Annotated in this window: 14 protein-coding genes and 1 pseudogene; 3 read left to right on the top strand and 12 right to left on the bottom strand. The window is 70.9% G+C overall.

What is annotated here, in order from left to right:
• Positions 1-40: 40 nt before the first annotated feature.
• From fliE to WC326_01425, 4 genes are all read right to left on the bottom strand, one after another.
• Positions 41-457, bottom strand: a complete 417-nt coding sequence (gene fliE, locus WC326_01440) for a flagellar hook-basal body complex protein FliE (GenBank protein MFA7329712.1) — start codon at positions 455-457, stop codon at positions 41-43.
• Position 458: 1 nt separating this feature from the next.
• Positions 459-959, bottom strand: coding sequence for a flagellar basal body rod protein FlgC (gene flgC, locus WC326_01435; protein ID MFA7329711.1), 501 nt, complete (start codon positions 957-959; stop codon positions 459-461).
• A 209-nt stretch (positions 960-1,168) separates the two neighbouring features.
• On the bottom strand, positions 1,169-1,597 hold the full coding sequence (gene flgB, locus WC326_01430) for a flagellar basal body rod protein FlgB (GenBank protein MFA7329710.1): 429 nt from the start codon (positions 1,595-1,597) through the stop codon (positions 1,169-1,171).
• A 160-nt stretch (positions 1,598-1,757) separates the two neighbouring features.
• On the bottom strand, positions 1,758-3,236 hold the full coding sequence (locus WC326_01425; GenBank protein ID MFA7329709.1) for a HAMP domain-containing sensor histidine kinase: 1,479 nt from the start codon (positions 3,234-3,236) through the stop codon (positions 1,758-1,760).
• Positions 3,237-3,329: 93 nt separating this feature from the next.
• On the opposite strand from WC326_01425, the gene WC326_01420 reads away from it, so the two are divergent.
• On the top strand, positions 3,330-4,220 hold the full coding sequence (locus tag WC326_01420) for a hypothetical protein (protein MFA7329708.1): 891 nt from the start codon (positions 3,330-3,332) through the stop codon (positions 4,218-4,220).
• 214 nt (positions 4,221-4,434) lie between these two features.
• Here WC326_01420 and WC326_01415 read toward each other — a convergent pair whose 3' ends face one another.
• On the bottom strand, positions 4,435-5,445 hold the full coding sequence (locus tag WC326_01415; protein ID MFA7329707.1) for a WYL domain-containing protein: 1,011 nt from the start codon (positions 5,443-5,445) through the stop codon (positions 4,435-4,437).
• A gap of 65 nt (positions 5,446-5,510) precedes the next feature.
• Positions 5,511-7,229: a hypothetical protein gene (locus tag WC326_01410; GenBank protein MFA7329706.1), complete on the bottom strand. Its 1,719-nt coding sequence runs from the start codon at positions 7,227-7,229 to the stop codon at positions 5,511-5,513.
• A 175-nt stretch (positions 7,230-7,404) separates the two neighbouring features.
• On the opposite strand from WC326_01410, the gene WC326_01405 reads away from it, so the two are divergent.
• Together WC326_01405 and WC326_01400 are read left to right on the top strand one after the other, a co-directional pair.
• Positions 7,405-7,704 (top strand): hypothetical protein, encoded by a 300-nt coding sequence (locus tag WC326_01405; GenBank protein MFA7329705.1) that lies wholly within the window; start codon positions 7,405-7,407, stop codon positions 7,702-7,704.
• 11 nt (positions 7,705-7,715) lie between these two features.
• A complete protein-coding gene (locus WC326_01400) occupies positions 7,716-9,260 on the top strand; it encodes a pseudouridine synthase (protein ID MFA7329704.1) in 1,545 nt (514 codons plus the stop codon).
• A 131-nt stretch (positions 9,261-9,391) separates the two neighbouring features.
• On the opposite strand, the gene WC326_01395 is transcribed toward WC326_01400, so the two are convergent.
• The 6 genes and pseudogenes from WC326_01395 to coaE all read right to left on the bottom strand — a co-directional run bounded on the left by WC326_01395 (position 9,392) and on the right by coaE (position 19,567).
• Complete coding sequence (locus WC326_01395) at positions 9,392-9,973, bottom strand: DOMON-like domain-containing protein (GenBank protein MFA7329703.1); 582 nt, start codon at positions 9,971-9,973, stop codon at positions 9,392-9,394.
• A pseudogene (locus WC326_01390) lies at positions 9,973-11,987 on the bottom strand (acetyl-CoA carboxylase biotin carboxylase subunit). Before WC326_01390 ends, WC326_01395 begins: the two are co-directional and overlap by 1 nt.
• Positions 11,988-12,006: 19 nt before the next feature.
• Entirely contained in the window at positions 12,007-12,756 is a 750-nt protein-coding gene (locus WC326_01385) for a hypothetical protein (GenBank protein MFA7329702.1), read from the bottom strand.
• Positions 12,753-15,683: an insulinase family protein gene (locus WC326_01380; GenBank protein ID MFA7329701.1), complete on the bottom strand. Its 2,931-nt coding sequence runs from the start codon at positions 15,681-15,683 to the stop codon at positions 12,753-12,755. Before WC326_01380 ends, WC326_01385 begins: the two co-directional genes overlap by 4 nt.
• Positions 15,684-15,695: 12 nt before the next feature.
• Positions 15,696-18,923 (bottom strand): BamA/TamA family outer membrane protein, encoded by a 3,228-nt coding sequence (locus WC326_01375; GenBank protein ID MFA7329700.1) that lies wholly within the window; start codon positions 18,921-18,923, stop codon positions 15,696-15,698.
• 23 nt (positions 18,924-18,946) lie between these two features.
• Positions 18,947-19,567: a dephospho-CoA kinase gene (gene coaE / locus WC326_01370; protein ID MFA7329699.1), complete on the bottom strand. Its 621-nt coding sequence runs from the start codon at positions 19,565-19,567 to the stop codon at positions 18,947-18,949.
• Positions 19,568-19,650 lie beyond the last annotated feature (83 nt).

Below are 19,650 nucleotides of genomic sequence, written 5' to 3'. Positions count from 1 at the left end.
GGGCTCCGCGATTGGGGTCGACGTCGTCAACAGGCGCGTGCTACACCTGCATGCGCATGATTTCCTGGTAGCCGTCCAGCAGCTTGTTGCGCACTTCCACCATGAACTTGAAGGAGAGCGAGGCCTTCTCCAGCGAGATCATGGCGTCGTGCACGTCCTCCACCTGGCCGGCGGCGAAGCGCGCCGCCGTGTCGTCGGACTGCACCTGCTGCAGGTTGACGGATTCCACAGCGTCCTTCAGGGTCTGCACGAAACTGCGGCCGGCCTCGCCCGCCCCGTCCGCACCGCCGGGCTGGGCCAGTCCCGGTGCCTCGAGGGAGCTGGCCCCCAGGCTGCCGGCCTGGTGGCCTTTGCGCAGGAGGTCCGTCTGCCGGGCGGATTCCAGCATGGAGGCCGAGATCGGGCGCTGCTCGCCGGCCAGCTGGTAGAGGCGCATGGAAGGAGTCACAAGGGCCATGTCAGATCTCCAGGGCCTTGCCGGCCATGTCCTTGGCCGCCGCGATGGCGGTCAGGTTGGCCTCGTAGGCCCGGCTGGCGGCGATGAGGTGGGTCATCTCCTCCACCACGTTGATGTCCGGATAGGCCACGTAGCCGTTCTCGTCGGCGTCGGGATGCTCGGGATCGTATTCCAGCCGCGGGCGGCGGTTCTGGATCAGCACCTCGGCCTTCACGCCGCGCAGCCCGTCCTCGTCCTGTCCCTGGTCCGTGGCCCGCAGGTGTTCGGGGTGCGTGGTCCAGAGGCGCGCCGGCCGCGGGCCGTCCACCGTGCTGAAGGCGGCCTGCTCCTCGCCCTCGCTCATCACCACCACGCGGGGTTGGAAGGGGCCGCCGTCCTTGCCGCGCGTGGTCTGCAGGTTGGCCAGGTTCTCGCTGATGGCGTCCATCCGGCGCCGCTGGGCGCTCAGCCCCGAGTGGCTGATGTTCAAGTGATGGAAGGCCGTGGGATCCTCGATTTTCACCGTCCGCCTCCTCCTCTGGCCTGACTTGGGGACGAGCAGGACACGAAGTTCACGAAGGGAAGAGAAGAGCGGGAAGAATCGGAAGAGGCCGGTCTCACGCTTTCTGTCCGCTGCCAGACAACGCGTGTTGTGAATCCACTCATCCGCCCACTCCGTGTTCTTCTTATCTCTTCGTGTTCTTCGTGTCCTGTTCGAGTCCGGAGTCGGGATCAACCGCCGCGGCCGCCGCGGATGGCGCGGTCCAGGGTCTCCACCACGTGCCGCACCTGGCGGGTGGCGAAGCGGTAGCTCAAGGTGGCGCGCGCCAGTTCGGTCATCTCCTGGTCCACGTCCACGTTGTTGTGGCCGTTGAAGTAGCTGCCCTCTTCATCCGCCACCAGCTCGGGCGCCGCCGTGCCGGCCTCGGAGGGGTGCGGCAGGTGGTCCGGATGGGTGCGGCTCAGCCCCTCGCCGGAACTCTCCAGCGCCTGGTCCAGCGCATCCTCGAAGCGCACGGCCTGGCGCACGTAGCCGTCGGTCTCGCTGTTGGCCAGATTGTTGGCGATGGCCTTCTGGCGCAGGGCGTAGGCATCCAGGCCGCTGTGCATCAGGGGCAGCATGGTGCGCTTGAACAGCAGGTCTTCCGAAATCGAAGCCATGGAACTCCCGAACTTTCAAAGGCGGACTGGCAAGTTCCGTGCCACGAGCAGGGAGAGGGGGACGCGGGGCGGGAGACCCTTGCCGCCAGCGGGCTTGGTGGCGGAGGCTGGACGGGGACCGGGCCGGGGCGGGTAGAAAGTGCCGAGTGGACCGCCGGGCTCAGGCAGAGCCCGCCGCCCAGCCGCTGGCCGCTCCCGAGCGCTCCGGAACGCCCGCTGGGCGGTGGGCGGGAGCGGGGGCGGGGTCGGGCAGGGCCGGCAGCCAGACTTCGAAGGTGCTGCCCTGTTCCAGGACGCTGGCGACCTCGATGCGCCCGCCCGCGGCTTCCACCAGGTCCTTGGTGATGGCCAGGCCCAGTCCCGTGCCCTGGGTGGTGTGACGGCGGCTCTGGGGCGTGCGGTAGAATTCCTGGAAGAGCCGGGGCAGCTGGTCCGGCGCGATGCCGATGCCTTCGTCGCGCACGGCGACCCGCACCCAGCGGGCCTCGCCGCCGGACGGGGCGCCCGGCTCCAGGCCCACGTGCACGACGCCGCCCGGGCGGCTGTACTTGACCGCGTTGGAGATCAGGTTCTCGAAGACCCGGCGCAGGCGCTCCGGATCCCCGCCCACCCAGGCCTCGCGGCCGGCGGTCCACTCGGCCCGCAGCTCCAGCCCCTGCTCGCGGGCCCGCTCGGCGTGGTCCTCCAACAGGCCCTGAAGCAACTGGGCCAGCTCGATGCGGCGCTGGGCCTGGAGGGGCGCGCCGCGGCGCTGTTCGGCCAGCTCCAGCAGCTCGCCGATCAGCCCGGTCAGGCCCTTCAGCCGCTCGCGGATCCGCTGGTGGATGGTGCGCACGGCCGGGGGCAGGTCCTGGCCCTGGCTGAGGTCCAGGGCGCTCAGCATGGACTGGGCCGCGGCCAGGGGCGAGCGCAGTTCGTGCCCCATGGTGTGCATCAGCCGGATGCGCTCCACGCCGCTGCGGGTCAGTTCCTGGTTCACCTCCTCCAGGCGCCGGCGGATTCGCAGCGCCTCCTGTTCGCGGCGCCGCAGGCCGCGCATCACGGCCCCCAGCAGCAGGGTCATCACGGCCAGGGTGGAGAAATACCAGAAGCAGAAGTGCAGGATGTAGAGCGCCGAGTGCTGCTTCTCCGGACTGGTCAGGCCGGGCAGCACGACGGGGGTCAGCAGGCCGTGGGTCTCCGCGGCGAAGAGCAGGCTGGTGGCCGTGGCGATGAACAGCAGGGCGAAGACCGTGAAGCCCGGGCTGAGGAAGACCGCGCTCAGGGCCAGGTGGAAAATGAAGAAGTGCAGCAGCGGGCTCTCCACGCCGCCCGTGTAGTGGATCAACACCAGCAGGACGAGCCAGTCGGCCAGGATCTGGAGCTGGATCAGGCTGGTGACGATGGGTTGCTTGCGCGGGCCGTTGAGCCCGGCGATGCGCACGTAGAGGACGTGCAGCAGGGCGTTGAAGCCGGCCGTGCAGGCGGCCAGCAGGAGCATGGGCCAGACGTGGAAGCCCGGCAACAGGCGCGCGCCCAGCGCGGCGCCCAGCACGATGCCCAACACAAAGATCCAGCGCATGGCGATCAACCAGGCCAGACGGGCCAGGGTGGCGCTCTCCATGGGGGTGCGGAACGCGGCCGGAACAGTGGGCGGCATGCGGGCTCCCAGTAACCGCAGGGAAGGTACCGCCCGCCCGCGCCTTCTCCAAGGAGCGTTGCCCCGGCTTTCCGGCAGTGCCACATTGCGGCCATGAGACTCTCCACGACCCTCGCGGGTGTTTTGCTCGGTGTGGCCGCCCTGTTCCAGGGCGGCTGCGTGGACAATCCCCAACTGCGCCAGGCCCTGCGCGAGCTCGCCCGGGAGGCCCATGCCCAGGCCGGCGGCGGCGCGGAGCAGGACGACAAGGCGGAAGACTCGCAGCTGCAGATCCAGTTGGCGGGCGAGGCGGCGGAGGCGGCCGGGCTGGATTCCTTGCTGCGCCTGGCCGCCCAGGACGTGGGCATCGATCCCGACGAGGGCAGCGTGCAGCGGGCGATCTGGCGCGTGCGCGTGATCAAGCTCAACTTGGGAGCCGCCCGGCGCAGCCTGGACAACACGCGCCAGGAGATCTTCGGGCTGGCGGCCACGGGGGAGGAGCTCAAGGCCCTGAAGGAGCTGGACGGCCGGCTGGCCGCGACCCCGGATTCCAGCGCGGGCGACCTGATCCTCGAGCGGCGGCGCCTGCAGGACGAGGCCATCGAGCGGGCCAAGGCGGACGGCACGCTGCAGAAGAAGAAACTCAGCGGCGACCAGGCCAAGCGCGTGGGCCTGCTGCTCTACAATCTGGGCGTGGGCGTGGTCTGCGACAACCTGGCCATCCGCCACTCCACGTCCATCTCGCGCGACTTCCAGCGGGTCAAGCAGGATTTGTTCGACAACGGCGGCTGGAACGGCGCGCTGGCCTGGGTCAGCCTGGCGGCCTACCACCAGGAATTCCTGGCCATTCCCGCCGACCTGAAGGAGATCCTGCAGGAGGCGCCGGCCCAGGTCCAGGCCCTGGGAGCGATGATCGGCACCGTGCGCGTGCTCAAGGAGAACAACGCCATCGAAGAGCGCGAGGTCCAGCCCGGCTCCAGCTTCGAGAGCCTGGAGGATTTCTAGCCCGAAATGAGACGGGGCGTGCCCCCCCGGACCGCCCCGCCAGACGGACGCAGGCTGCGGCCGCAGCCCGGTCCATCCATCCTTCCCCCGCTACCTGCCGCCAAGATGCAAGGCCAGATGGTCAGGACACGTCCTGCTGACGGGCTTTGTTCACTAATTTTTTCGGAATAACACGCCAGGCCGGCGGAAGCGGGCCCGGGTGGGCCGGGGCGGCTCAGTCGGTGGCGCGGGGCTCGGGCAGGTAGCGCGCGGCGGCCAGCACCAGCTGCAGGCGCACGTCCTCGCGCAGGGCCGGGGGCTCCAGCACCTCCACGTGGGCGCCCCAGCGCAGGACCCAAGCCCGCAACTCGGGGGAGAGCCCCACCTGCATGTCCAGCCGCAGGTCGCCGTTCTCCTCTTCGCTCCACTGCTGGCTGGGATGCCACTGCCGTTCGAGCAGGAAGGCGCGCAGCCGGGCGTCGAAGCGCAGGCGGACCCGGCAGGGCTCGGCGTGCCAGATCCCGAAACTGCCGTTGATGAAGTCGGCCAGGCGGAAGTCCGGCTGGCGCTCGAAGCGCTCGGACAGCGCCTCCAGGCCCGCCAGGCGCTGCAGGGCCAGGTGCAGCCAGGACTGGTGGTCGGGTTGCCAGACCAGGGCGTAGATGGCGCCGGAGTGGAAGATCAGGCTGTAGGGATGGACCGTGAAGCGGCGGGTCTCCGGGCCGTCCAGCCGGTGGTAGTCCACGCGGCAGCAGCGCCGTTCGAGGATCGCCGCCAGCAGGCGCAAGAGCAGGCCCTCCCCCGGGCCGCCGGTCACCTGGCCGGGTTGCTTGACGCCCACGGCGTCCCGGGCCTGCTCCAGCCCGGCATGGGCGATCAGCCCCGCGCCGGGCAGCAGCTGCTCGACCTTGTCCAGCAGGCCGTCCAGCACCTCGCCCACCCGGCTGCCCACGAAGTGCTCGCCGAACTGGGCCAGCACCAGGGCCGCCAGGGCCTCGTCGGGATTGAGCAGGTCGGGGGGCACGCTCAGGCTGAAGGGCAGGCGCAGCTCGTGCTCGCCGTGGGCCACCACGCGCCGCTCCAGGTGCAGGCCCGCGGCCTCGATGGCCTCCAGGGTGCGGGCCACGGTGCGAGCGGTCTCGCGGCCGCCCAGCCGCTGGCGCAGCTCGCGCACGGTGGTCCAGCCCGACCCTCCCAGCAGGCGGAGCAGGCGCAGGGCGCGCACCAGTTGGGGTTGATCGGCCACGGCGTCCCGCCAGGAAAGGGAAAGCCGGAGGACCCGCGGGCCCTCCGGCTTTCGTCAGGTCAGAATCACGCCGCCTGCCGCTTGAGCAGCGAGTCCAGCGTCAGCTTGCGCACGAAGGTCAGACCGAAGAAGCAGATCAGCAGGGCCGAGATGGGATCGAAACCCAGGCCGAAGCCGGGCTGCATGTAGACGCCGATGGCCTCCTCGAGCTGCTGGATCGGGCCCAGATCGGCGAACCAGTTCCAGCTGAAGAAGAGGAAGAGGAAGCTGCCCAGCGCCAGGGTGCTCTTGTCCACCAGCCCCTTGGTCATGGCGGGCAGGCGCAGCCAGCGCTCCGGGCCGTCCTGCTGCTCTTCCTCATCCACGCCCTGCAGGGTCTGGCGCTTGTCGGGCAGCATGCGGGTGGCGACGAAACTCAGCAGATAGGCCAGCGAGCCGATGAGGATCAGCATGCTGATGGACAACTCGTCCCCGGGCCGGCCGGGTATGCCGAACACCGAGTCCTGGATGCTGCGCAGGACGCCGAAGTTCATCCCGTTGGTGTAGAGCCAGGCGCCGGAGGCGTAGCAGAAAGAATAGGCCAGGTTGGCCACGCTCATGAAGCCGGCGAACAGGCTGCCCGCCGCGGCCACGGGGATCACGGCGCCCACCAGGCTGAACGTGCTCATGCGGATGATGCTGGCGGCGATGGAGAGCAGGAAGTTGTAGGTGGCCAGCCAGCCCAGCCGCACGTTCTCCAGCGGCACGCCCGGCATCAGGGCGTGCAGGCCGCCGGTGACTCGGCTGAACCAGGGATCCACCAGCAGGTACTGGGTCAGGTTGACGGCCACGCTGAGCAGGATGTAGATCTTGAACAGCTTGCGCAGGCCCATCTTGTCCTGCCACTTGATGCCCACCACGGCGAAGAGGATCACTCCCAGGAAGTAGCCGAAGTTGCTGGCGCCGTCGGCCAGCCCGATTTGGGTCTGGGAGAAGTGCAGGTTCTCGATCAGGTGGTTGGTCCAGAGGGCGCCCAGGGCCGGCTGGAAGTGGAAGATGAAGTAGAAGAGCATGATCCAGAGGATCGGCCCGCTGTTCAACCCGTCCCAGAAGTTGCGCACGGAGCGCCGCACGGGGATGGGCTTGGCCTTGTCCTTGGGCATCAGCAGCACGAAGCCCAGGGTGATCAGGGGCATGATGCACAGGAAGCGGATGAACAAGTTGAACTCGAGGTTCTCGGCGATCCAGCCGCCCAGCACGGCGGCCAGGATGCCCGTGCCGTAAATGGCCGTCCAGCAGATGGCCTGGTTCAGGCCCACCGTGGAGGCCTTGCTCTTGCCCGTGGCCTTGGCCTCTTCGTCGCCCTCGATCACCGTGGCGCGGTCCACGGAGACGTCCGTGGCGGCCATGACGATGGACAGGCCGAACATGAAGGCGAAGAAGACCAGGTAGCTGCGGTCCACATAGGGCACCAGGAAGTAGCCCAGGGTCACGGCGCTGAGCAGCATGATCAGCAGCGTGCGCGTCTTGCCGTAGGCGTCGATCAGGAAGCCGATCAGGGGCTTGAAACTCCAGGCCAGGTAGGACTTGGAGAACAGGCTCTGGGTGGCCGCCTCGCTCAGACCGTAGTCGAAGCGGAAGTGCCGGAAGAAGGGCTGGTAGGTGATGCCCTGGAAGGGGTTGGCCAGGCCCTGCAAGACGTATTCCATCGCGAACACGGTCTTGATGGCGGAGAACTTGAAGCGGCGGCGGGGTTTGGTTTCCTGCGGGTCCGGGGCGGGCGCGCGCGAAGCTGGATCGGACATCTGGACCTCCTGTTTGCCCCAATCTACCTAACCAAAGCTCGCCTGTTCAACGGGCAACAGCTGGAAGCCGGGCCGGCTTGCGGGCCCGCTTCCGCCCCCAGCCGGCGTTCCATACCTTGAAGCCGCACCACCATCCGTCCGCGCGCCGCCCGCCCGGACCCCAGAGGAGAGCCCCATGGCCGAGAAACTGGACGACATCACCATCGCGTATTCCGATCCCGCCAGCGGCGATGAGTTGGTTCGCGAGCTGGACAAGGCCTTCCTGACGCGCGGCGCCTGGACGACCATCGTCTTCCGCTACCGGGACCGTAGCTCGGGCACGGCCGAGTGGAGCGCCGTGAAGTACCGCATCGCCCGCTACAAGAAGCAGAACGACGTGTTCCGCCAGCAGTCCAAATTCAACATCAGCAGCCCGGAACAGGCCAAGCAGCTGATCGAGATTCTGGGCGGCTGGCTGGAAGTTCTGCCCGAATAGGCGCGCCTCCCGTGCCCGATGCGCCGGACCTGCCTGCCGGGGCGCCCCGCCTGCCCATCCTGCACCAGGCGGCGGACTGGCTGGCCGTGCACAAACCCTCGGGCCTGCACACCCATCCCAGCGCCCTCTCCCCCGCTGAGGATAGCGCCGCCCGCTGGCTGGGCCAGCAGCTGGGCCGGCGGGTCTGGTCCGTGCACCGGCTGGACCGCGGCGCCTCGGGCCTGCTGCTCTTCGCCCTGGAGGCCGGCGCGGCCGGACGCCTGATCCAGGCCTTCCGCGAGCGCCGGGTGGGCAAGCGCTACCTCTGCCTCTGCCGGGGCTGGCCGGCCCGGGACGGCGAGTGGCTGGACGAGGGCCTGATCGAGCGCCCCCTCAAGGACATGGATCCGGCCAGCCAGGAACCCGCCCTGCAGGAGGCCCGCACCGCCTGGCGCTGCCTGGCCCGGGTGGAGGCGCCCTTCCCTTCCGGCCGCGGCGCGCACACCCATCCGGCCACGCGCGTTTCCCTGTTGGAGTGCCGGCCGTCCACCGGGCGCATGCACCAGATCCGCCGCCACTTGGCGGGGATCGGCCATCCCCTGCTGGGAGACGGCGAGCACGGCGACCGCCATCTCAACCGCAGCCTGGCCCGGGAGGTCGGTCTGAGCCGGCTGGCCCTCTGCTGCGTGGAACTGGAGCTGACGGGTGTGACGGCGGGGGAGGACGCCCTGCGCCTGCGCACGCGGCTGGATCCGGACCTGGAGCGCGTGCTGGCGGCCCTGGGTCTGCCCAATCCCATGGCCGAGACCGCCGCGCCGCCGCTCTTCGACGGCGTGCTGCTGAAGCCCGGCAAGGCCTGGCGCCAGCGCGCGGCGCGGCGGGCGGAGCTGGCCCTGGGCACGGCGCAGCCGGCGGCGCTTCGTCCCCTTGAGCCGGCGGCGGAGCAACAGGAAGGGCCCTGCGTCTTGTGCGGCGCGGCGGCCCAACCGTTCCACGCCGAGCAGGGCCGCCGCTGGCGCAGCTGTCCGGACTGCGGGCTGATCCAGCTGGAGCCGGGCCAGCACTTGGACGCCGCCGCGGCGGAGGCGCGCCTGCGCCTGCACCGGAACTCGGGCATGGACGCGGGGTACCGCGACTGGCTGCGGCCGCTGGCCGAGGAGCTGGCGCGGCGCCTGCCGCCGGGCGCCGCCGGCGTGGACCTGGGCTGCGGCCCGGAGCCCGTGCTGGTGGAACTGCTGCGCGCGGCGGGCCTGACGGCCCGGGGCTGGGATCCGCTCTTCCAGCCTGCCGAACCGCCGACGCCCGGTCAGGCCTGGCTCAGCGCCTGCGAGGTCTTCGAACACCTGTCCCGGCCCCTCGAGGAGCTGACGCGCTGGAACGACTGGCTGGCGCCCGGCGGCTGGCTGGCGCTCTCCACGGGTCTGCTGGAGACGGACGCGGCCTTCCCGGGCTGGAGCTACGCGCGCGACCCGGCCCACGTCTGCGTGGCCCGGCCGCGCACGCTGGAGTGGCTGGCGCAGCGCTTCGGCTGGGTTCTGGAGCGCGAGGGGCGGGTGATCCTTTTCCACAAACCGTAGCTGGGGAACTGTTCTCAACACAGAGACACAGAGGCACAGCAACATGATTGGAGAGTACGGGGCGGACATCCACAATCTGCCTGGCTGTGTCTCTGTGTCTCTGTGGTGAATTCCCGACCCCCGCGCCGAAATCAAAGGGGCAGCTCCAGCAGGTGGCCGGCGGGATTGTGGAAATCCGGCGCGGCGGCCGGATGGTCCAGGGCCCAGAACTCGCGCACGCCGTCCCGGCGCATGAGGATGGCGGAGAGGCCCAGGCGCAGGGCGGGTCCGCCGAGCTCGAGCTCGGCGGTCCGCAGGGTGAAGCGGATGGCGAAGTGCCCGGGCACCCGGTGGGTCTTCCAGTCCAGAGCCGCGAGCGCAGGCTCCAGCTGCAGGCCCTCCCGGGGCGCCGAGAAGCGGTAGCAGGCCCAGTGCCCGGCGGGCGCCAGATTGAGTTCGCGGTAGCCGGCGGCGGGCGGCGAGGACAGAAAGGCCTCGAAGCAGGTGGCCTGCCAGAGCCCGTCCAGGCGCCGGGGCGGGTCCACCGGCCGGGGCAGCTCCAGATCCTCCAGCGCGCCCTCCAGCACGTAGCGCACGGTCAGGCGCCCGTTGGCCAGCCGGACGCGGCTGCGCAGCGTGCGCGGCTGGGGCGGCGCGGCGAAAGGCACGAGCCAGCACTCCCGGGTCAGGGTGTCCGGCGCGGCCGGGGTCGCGCGAACCCGCACCTGGCCCATCAGGCGAACTCCAGCAGCAGCGTGCCCTTCTCCACCCCCTGGCCCTCGCGCACGTGCACGGCGGAGATCCGCGCCGCCCGCGGGGCCTTGAGCTCGTTTTCCATTTTCATGGCTTCCACGATCACCAGGCCCTGTCCGCGCAGCACCTCGTCCCCGGGCTGGACCAGCACGCGCACCACGCGGCCGGGCATGGGGACCTCCAGGCGGTGGGCCTGGTCGTCGTCGTCCCCGGCGCCGAACCCGGCGAATCGATGCTCCAGCTCGCTCAGCACGCGGCTCTCCACCTCCCGGCCGTTGACGCGCCAGCGGTGGCCGCCCAGCGCTTCGACGCGGAACAGGCGATCGCCCAGGCGCAGCGAGAGCAGGCCCTCGCCCGGGCAGGCGTCCACACTGCGGATCTCGCCCCCCTCGTGCAGCTGACCGGACTGCGTGTCCCCCACCCAGCCCAGGGCGCGTGCCGCCGGACCCTGCAACCCGACAAAGCGCTTCATGTGAGCCTCCGGTGCTGCAGGCGCCAGGCGCTTTCGCGCTGGCCGCACTCGTGACAATCCAGACCCGTGGAGCGCCGGCGGCGGGTGTGCGAGCAACTCTCCTCCCCGGCCAGACGCTCCAGCAGCCCTGCGGTCTCCACGGCTAGCAGGGCCTCCGGCGGCAGATCGTCCGCCAGCCGCTCGGGCTGGAAGTGGGTGGCGATGAAGCCCGTGTCGTAGCGCCCGGCGCGGAAGACCTCGTGCTCCAGCACCCAGCGGCAGAAGTCCAAGTTGGTGCGCAGTCCGTGCAGGCGGTACTCGCCCAGTGCCCGCAGCATGCGCTCAATGGCCGCTGGCCGGTCCTGGGCCCAGACGCTGAGCTTGGCCAGCAGCGGATCGTAGTGCACGCCCACCTCGCTGCCCTTCTCCACGCCGGAGTCCAGCCGCACGCCCGGCCCTCCCGGCGGCACGTGGCGCGTCACCCGGCCCGTGTCGGGCAGGAAGCCGGCCAGCGGATCCTCGGCGCAGATCCGGCACTCGATGGCGTGCCCGCGCAGCCGCAGGTCGGCCTGGCCCAGCTCCAGCGGCAGGCCCGCGGCGATGCGCAGCTGTTCGCGCACCAGGTCCAGGCCCGAGACCCACTCGGTGACCGGGTGCTCCACCTGCAGGCGCGTGTTCATCTCCAGGAAGTAGAAGTTCTGCCGGCCGTCCACCAGGAACTCGATGGTGCCCGCGTTGACGTAGCCCACCGCCCGGGCCGCGCGCACGGCGGTCTCGCAGAGCGCCTGACGCAGCTCGGCGCTGATGAAGGGGCTAGGGCTCTCCTCCACCACCTTCTGGTGCCGGCGCTGGATGCTGCACTCGCGCTCGCCCACGTGCAACACGTTCCCCCGGCCGTCGGCCAGGATCTGCACCTCCACGTGGTGCGGCTCCTCCAGGTACTTCTCCAGGTAGACGGCGCCGTCGGCGAAGGCCCCCAGCGCCTCGCGGCGCGCGGCCTCCAGGGCGGCGGGAAAGTCCGCCGCGCCCTCCACCCGGCGCATGCCCTTGCCGCCGCCGCCGGCCGCGGCCTTGAGCATCACGGGAAAGCCGATGCCCTCCGCCACGCGGATCGCCTCGGCGGGATCGACGATGGCCGCCTCCGTCCCCGGCACCACGGGCACGCCGGCCCGCAGCATGGCCTGGCGCGCGGCGGTCTTGGAGCCCATCCCCTCGATGACCTCCGCGGGCGGGCCCACGAAGACGATCCCGGCCTGCCCGCAGGCCCGGGCGAAGTCGGCGTTCTCCGAGAGGAAGCCGTAGCCCGGATGGATGGCGTCCACGCCCAGCCGTCGGGCCTCCTCGAGGATCCGCTCGCCGCGCAGGTAGCTCTCGCGGCTGGGGGCCGGTCCCAGGCAGACGGCCTCGTCGGCCTGCTGCACGTGCGGCGCGCCCCGGTCCGCCTCCGAGTGCACGGCCACCGTGGCGATGCCCAGTTCCCGGGCGCTGCGGATCACGCGCAGGGCGATCTCGCCCCGGTTGGCGATCAGGAGTTTGCGGAACATCAGGTCTCCTCGCTTGGGCTCAGTCGGCGACGGGCGCCGGGTCGGCGGGCGTCGGGGCCTCCGCCTGCGGGCGGGCCAGCGGGCGGCTCCAGGCGCGGCGGATCCGGCCCTCCAGCCGCTGCCAGTCCGCGGCGGGAGGCTCGGGCAGTTCCGCGGGATCCCCCGGCCATTCCAGCCGCAGTTCCAGGGCGCCCTGGGCCGCCAGGGCGGCCAATCCGGCGGCCAGTTCGGCGGCCGGGGGCAGGCTCTCCAGCCGCCAAACGCCGCCGTCGTCGCCGTCCAGTTCGGCCCCGGCCGGCAGAGTGCCCGCCAGCTCCGCCGACGCCGTCCGTGTGCGGCGCAGCCGGACCACGGCGCGCGACGGGGTAGGCTGGAAGCCCTGGCCCAGCAGCTCGCGCCCCAGTTCCTCCAGGGGGACCCGCTGACCGGCCAGCGCCTCCTCGCCGATCTCCAGGCGCGTGTGACCCTGGCGCTCGAGGATGTAGGTCACGCGTTCCAGCACGCGGCGCAGCAGGCCGCGCCAGGCGCCGCTCCAGGGCAGCTCCAGCAGCCCGGCACAGACGCCGCCGGGTTCGCGCACGAGCAGCAGGCGGGCCAGCACATTCTCGTCCTCCCGGGCCCACCAGAGCAGGCCCACCGAGCTGGCGCCGGATTGGAACAATGCCTTGAGTTCGTTCAGGCAGGCCTTGCGCCGGGTGGGATTGGGCTCGCAGCGGCTCCAGGCCGGCAGGTCCTCGTGGCGCAGGGAGTGGATTCGCAACTGGGTCATGCGGGCAGGATCTCCTCTTGTTCCACCGCCAGGCCGTCCAGCCGGGCGGGTTCCAGCAGGGCGGGCGAACAGACCACGGCCCGCGTGCGGCCGTCCTCCCGGGACAGCCAGCGTCCGGCCGCGGCGGCCAGCTCCGCCGGCGTGGCGTCCAGCAGCTGGGCGCGGAAGGCGTCGCGCAGCTCGGGACCTGAACCATGCAGCCGGTGCTGGAAACAACGATTGGCGCGTTCGTGGGGCAGCAGGGGCGTGTCCAGCCGGCGCAGGGCCTCGATCTTGGCGCGCCGCAGGTCCTCGGCGCCGATCCGTCCGGCCAGCACCAGACCGCGCACCTCGTCGAAGTCCGCGTAGGTGCCCGCGATGCGCGGATCGCGCCAGGAGAGGAAACTGAAGCAGCGCTGGCTCCAATCGTAGGAGGCCTGGGCGCCGTAGGCCCCGCCCCGGGCGCGGATGCGCTCGTAGAGCGGCAGCTGCATCCAGGTGCCGATCAGGGTCAAGCGCGCCGCGTCGGCCTCGCCCAGCGCGGGGGCCGGCCAGCTCTCGGCCACGAAGGCGCCGTCCACCTCGGTGGTGCAGGCCTGCAGCGTCGCCCGCGGCCCACCCACGGGTCCGGGCTCGCTATCCGGCCCGGCCGGCCGGGCGGGCAGGCTCCCCAAGAAGGAGCGCAGCCCGTCCAGCGCGGGCGGGAAGTTCTCCGCCTCGGCGCAGAGGGAGAGCAGGCGCCCCTCGCCGGCCAGGGCGCGTTCCAGCAGGCCGCGCAGCCGCGCGCCCAGCTCGTCGCGCTCGGCGTCCAGGCCGTGCAGGCGGCGCAGGAAGCCCAGCCCCTCCACCTCGGACTGGATGCGTCCGATGGGCGAGATGCGGTCCTGGGCGACCTGCAGGGCGATGTGCGAGGCCCCGCTGATCACCTGGCTGCGCAGGCTGGACTGGCGCATGCGCAGCAGTTCCTGCAGCCGGCGCACGTCCTGGAGATCCGGGCGCAGCAGCAGGTCCTCGAGCAGGCCCAGCCACTCCGTCGTCCGTCGACTCAGCCCGTGGAAGGCCACGGAGAGCCGGTGCAGGGCGCGGTCGCCCTGGGCGGGCAGGCTGTGGTGCGAACCCAGCGCGATGCCCCCGGTGAGCGAGCGCAGCCGGCGCTCGCTGGCCTCCACGCCCAGGCCCGCGTGGCTCAGGCGGGCCAGCCAGCCCAGCAAGTCCACCAGGGGCAGGTCGGGATCCGTCGCTGAGAGCGGCAGCGAGAGGCGCAGATGGGCCAGGCCGTTGACGGGCTGGTCCTGGAGTAGCAGGCGGCCGCCGGGCAGCGCGATTTCCTCGTGGCGGCAGGTCAGGCCCGTGCGCGGCTGGCGGGCGGGATCCAGCTCAGGCATGCAGGACAGGTCGCCCTCGTCGGCGCGCCAGGCGGCCACGCGTTCGGCCTGGGCCAGCAGGGCCTGGCGTTCCTCTTCCCCCAGTGCGGCCCGGCGGGCCTCCAGGCTGCGGTTCAGACGCATCTCCCGGGCCTCCACGGCGCCGGGTTCGGGCTCCAGTTCGACCAGCAGGCGCTCCGGGTTGTCCAGCAGCCAGCGGCGGATCAGGCCGGGCAGGAAGTCCGGCGCGGCGGCCTCGCGGCGCAAGTCCTCCAGCAGCAGGTCGTTGCGCAGGGTGGCGCTGAGCGAACCGCCGGCCATCCAGTGCGGCAGGCCGAAATAGGAGAGCCCGAGGCCCCAGGGCATGCCCCAGGCCCGGCTCTGCTCGCGGGTCTCCAGTTCGAAGCGGTCCAGGGCGGCGGTCAGGGCGGAGGGTTCCAGGCCCTCCGCGGCCAGCCCGCCCAGGATCTCCAGCACCTTGGCCTCCAGTTCCGGGCCGGCCCCGGGCGCCACGTCCTTCAGGCCGATGCCGAAGGTCAACTGGGAGAAGGAGCTGTCGAAGCCCACCGGGGCCAGGGCCGGGCCCAGGCCGGATTGCAGCAGCGCGTGGTTGAGCGGCGCGGCCAATCCGCCGCAGAGCACGTCGAACAGGAAGCTCAGACGCAGGGACTCGGCCAGGTCCAGCTGGGGGCTCAAGCGCCAGCCCACGGCCGCGTAGCGCGGCGCCTTTCCTCCGGCCAGGGTGGGATAGCCCGCCCGCAGCTGGCGCGGCGCGCCCAGCGGGGGCTGCGGGCCCAGCTCCAGCGCGGGTCCGCCCTCCAGGCCGGCGAAGCACTCGTCCAACCGCTGCAGGGTGGGTGCAAGCGGCAGGCTGCCGAAAGTGACAGTCCAGCTGTTGCCCGGCTGGTAGTGGCGTCGGTGGAAGGCCTTCCACTCCGCGTAGCTCAGCTCGGGGATGGCCTGCGGATCGCCGCCGGACTCGTGCCGGTAGCAGAGGCCGGGCAGCAGCTCGCGCCGGAAGCGCCGGCTGAACTGCGCGTCCGGGCTGGAGAGGGCCGCCTTCATCTCGTTGTAGACCACGCCGCGGATCTCCAGCGGACTGTCCGGATCCTCCGGGCGGCTGAACTCCAGCCGCCAGCCCTCCTGCAAAAAGGCCTCCTCCTCCAGCAACGGGTGGAAGACGGCGTCCAGGTAGCGGGTCAGCAGGTTGTCCCAGTCCTCGGCGTTGGGGGTGGCGAAGGGATAGGCCGTGCGGTCCGGGCTCGTGAAGGCGTTGAGGAAGCTGTTCAGGCTGCGGCCGGTGAGCTGGTTGAACATCTTCACCGGGTAGCGGCGCGAGCCCTCCAGCACCCCGTGCTCGAGGATGTGCGCCACGCCCGTGGAGTCCACGGGCAGGGTGCGCAGGCAGGTGATGAAGGTGTTCTCTTCCAGCTCGTGGCTGATGTGGACGTGCCGGGCGCCGGTGCGCGCGTGGCGCAGCTCCCAGGTGTGGGCCCGGATGTTGGGGGCCTCGGCGTGACACAGGACCGTGTACCCGTGCAGCTCCTGGCCGACCGCCAGCTGGGGATTGCGGGGATCTGACATGCGGGGGATTCCCTAAAAATCGGTGCCCATGGTGAGCACGAATTGCGGGCCGTCGGGGTTGCCGTTCCAGGTGGTGACCCAGGCCCAGTCCATTTTCAGCAGCACCACGCCCAGGTTGACGCGGAAGCCCCAGCCGTAGCTCTGGAGCAGGTCCTCCAGGTGGCCGCGGGAGTCGGTGGCGTTCCAGGAGCCGCCGTGGTCCCAGGCGCCGCCCACGTCGGTGAAGACCACGCCGCGCAGGTTCTGGAAGGCCAGCGTGACGGGCCAGCCCGTCACGAGGTAGCGCAGGATGGGGAAGCGCAGCTCGGCGTTGCCCAGCAGGTAGCGGTCGCCCTCGCGCTGGTAGAGCGCCGCGCCGCGCAGGGGCAGCACGAGTTCGGCGTAGTAGAGCTCCTCGATGTTCGAGCGCAGGTTGTTGTTGCGCTGGTCGTCACTGGAGTGGAAGTAGCGCGTGTTGATCCAATTGCGCGCCCCGCCCAGGAAGAAGCGCTGGGGCGTCTCCCCCGCCGAGAGGCCGCCCGTGGCGCGCAGGGCCAGTTGGACGTCGTTGCTGATCCGCTGGTAGCGGCGCAGGTCCAGGGTCAGGGTGTGGAAGTCGTTGCCCGCGTCCGCCGAGCCCTTGACCGGGAAGCCCCGCGTGTAGTCGGCCGTGCCGCGCCAGCCGTTCACCGGGCTGATCTCCCCCCAGAGCGTGTTGTCGAAGACCCACGAGAGGCCGCTGGTGAGGAAGCGCCCGCGCTGATAGGCCTTGTAGACCGGCTGGTCGTACTGGTCGCTCTGGTAGTTGTTGGCATTGACGCTGTCGCGCTGGACGTAGCTGAAGCGGTTGTCCAGCTGCAGGCGCGTGAAGCGCGAGAGCGGGTAGGAGAGGCTGAGTTCGGCGCCGGAGAGCCCGTCGCGGTAGTAGCGGTCCGGCACCTCGCCGGCCAGGTAGTGTACGTAGCGGAAGGCGCCGCCCAGCACCTGCAGGCGCTGCGCGCTGTACTGGTAGTAGCTGTAGATGTTCGAGAACTCGATGCGGTTGTAGAAGTTGAGATAGCAGTAGATGTGGTGGTTGCCCAGCAGGTCGCTGAACACCAGCTGGCTGACGGCCTGCAGGCCGAACAGGTCGTCGTACTGGGCCGAGGCCTGGGACATGTCCGGGCTGAAGTGGAGCTTGTAGGGCTTGGGCACGTAGCGGCCCTGGGCGTCCACGCGCGGCGCCTCCACCCGGGCCTCAAGCTGGGTGGACTCCTCGGACTTGCGCTGGCCGCGGTTCATCCAGCGCTCATAGGTCTCGCTGCCAAAGGTGGAGAGGTCGCTGAAATCCACCTGCCGCCAGCGCTCGTCCTCCGCCGGGCCGGGCAGCAGTTCCGCCGGGCGGGGCGGCTGCCGGCGCACGTGCAGGCGGTTGAAGGGCAGCTGGTCGTGATCGTCGGCGGGCATGGGCCCCAGCCGCTCCAGGCGGTCGATGTCCTTGTGCAGGAAGATGTCGTAGCCGCCGTTCTCGAAGGAACTGAAGAGCAGCTTGCCCTGGCGGGAGACGGAGGGCTGGAAGACGCCCGTCAGCATGCGCGTGCGCCGTTCGGGAACGGGCGGAGCGCCCGCGTCCGGCCGCGCCTGGGCGTCCAGCGAGTAGAGGTTCCAGGCGCCGCCGGCGTCGCTGACGAAGAAGATCTCTTCGCGGGGCCCCGCAGCCTCCGCCGCGTGCCGCACCCAGACCGGCGTGCGCTTGGCGTAGTGCGAGCGCGTCAGCCGTTCCAGCGGCACGGCCGCGCTGCTGTCCGCCAGCAGGCCGGCCAGCCCGGCGCGGTAGACTTCCAGCGTGCGGTAGCTCTTGCCGGCCATGCCGTCCCGGCCGCTGCGGCTCAGGTCGTCGCCGCGGTCGCTGGTGAACAGCAGCTGGGCGCCGTCCGGGCTGAAGCTGGGGTCGAAATCGCTGTAGCGGTCGGAAGTGAGCCGCCGCAGCTGGCCGCTCACCACCTCGAGCAGCCAGATGTCGCTCTGGCCCTCCTGCTGGGCCACGAAGGCCACCCAGCGCCCGTCGGGACTGAAGGCCGGGCTGAACAGGCCCTGCAGGCCGAAGGACCAACTCCGCTCGATGGAGCCGTCCCGCGCGTCCAGCAGGAAGAGCTCGTCCTCGTCGCCGGCCTTGCTGGCGAAGGCGATGCGCTCGCCGTCCGGAGACCAGGCGATGCCCGGCCGCAGCCAGTGCAGCTCCTCGAACTTGCCGGACTGCTGGCCGCGCAGCAGGCGCCGGGCTTTCTGGGGCTCGGTGATGTGCGCCAGGTAAAGATCGAAGTAGCCCGTGCGGTCGCTCAGGAAGACCATCCGGTCCCCGTCGGGACTGATGGCCGGGCTGTTGTTGATGAAGTTCTCCAGCTCCAGGTGGTCGGTCACCCGGTCGGCGAACTCGCCTGCCCGGACGCGGTCCTGGATCTCGGGCCAGTAGAGCCGGCGCAGGTAGTCCTTCCACTGGCGCGAGAGCTCCTCCACGCCGAAGCCCAGCGTGCTCTCCATCCCGCGCTCCACGCTGCGCGAGCTGCGCACCTTGTGCATCAGCTCGGCGAAGCGCTCACGGCCGAACTCGTCCTCCAGGTAGCAGAAGACGCTCTGGCCGCCCTTGTAGGCCAGGAAGCCGCCCAGGTAGGGGATGTCCGGCAGGTAGCCCGAGACCACGGCGTCGGCCATGAACATATTGGCCTCGCGGTCCCAGCCGCCGCGGCTGGTGTACTCGGCGCAGCCCTCGGCGAACCAGAGGGGGAGGGGAAAGCGGATCGCCCCCTGCAGCACGTTCTCCCCGTAGAACATGGCCAGCTGGAAGGCGTGGTTCAGCTCGTGGTGGATCACGTGCCGGTAGTCCTCCCAAGAGCCCTGGAAGGGCACCACCACGCGGTTCTTGTAGAACTCCGTGAATCCGCCCACGCTCTCGGGGACCACGGAGCCCGTCAGGTTGGTGTTGGAGAAATCGTTGTGGCTCTGGTAGGTGATGATGACGATGCGCTCGCCTTCGGGCAGCTCCCAGTTGTAGTCGAGCTTGAGCAGGTTGTAGGCGCTGTCCGCCGTCTGGGCCGTGAACACCGCCTGCTCGTAGCCGCCCTCGTAGTAGTAGACGTCGAAGTGCCCGGTCTGGATGAAGGACCAGTCCTTGCCGCCGTACTGGACCTTGTTCTGGCCGAAGCCCCAGAGCGGGCCGGCCAGCAACAGGCCGAGCAGGCTCAGCCGGGACAGCCAACCGAGGAGAAGGGGAAAGGCGCGCATGCCCGGTCTTTCGCTGGGCCCGGTCACGCTCCGACCGGGCGGGTGTGGGGCGGCAAGCCAGCCAACGCGAGGCGCCGCAGCTGTTCGTCGGCCTGCTCCCACAGTTGGAGCGGCGCGGCGCTGTTGTCCAGCACGCAGCTGGCCCGGCGGATCTTCTCTGCCTGGGGCCACTGGCGCTCCAGGCGGGCCAACAGCTCCTCCGGCGGCCGGCCCAGCCGGCGGGCGGCCCGTTCCAGGCGCAGGGCGGCCGGAGCCGTCACCACCCAGATCTCGGCGAAGCGCCCGGCCACGCCCCACTCGAAGATCAGCGCAGCGTCCACGAAACAGGCCGGGGCCCGGCAGGCGCCAAGCCCGCTCTCCAGCGCGTCCCAAAGGTAAGGAAAGACCAGCGCGTTCAGCCGCTCCAGCCGGGCCGCCGAAGCAAAGGCCCGCCGTCCCAGCTCGGCCCGGTCCAGGCCCGCCGGACCCTGGATTTCGGCGCCGAACTCGGCCGCCAGGGCGGCCTGGAGGGCGGGATTCTCGTCCACCACCCGGCGCCCGATTTCGTCCGCGTCCAGCACGGGGTGGCCGGCGGCGCGCAGCCAGTCCGCCAGCAGGCTCTTGCCCGAACCGATTCCTCCGGTGATGGCGATGGGCAGGGTCATGTGGGTTTCCGCTGCTGGACAGGGCTTGCTACGACCAGGACTCGCGGGCGGCGGCCGGCCTGCTCCACGTTCCGCGTTCTTGT

Source organism: Candidatus Delongbacteria bacterium (assembly GCA_041675285.1).
Lineage (GTDB): Bacteria > CAIWAD01 > CAIWAD01 > CAIWAD01 > CAIWAD01 > CAIWAD01.
This window is presented reverse-complemented; position numbering and strand designations above follow the sequence as displayed.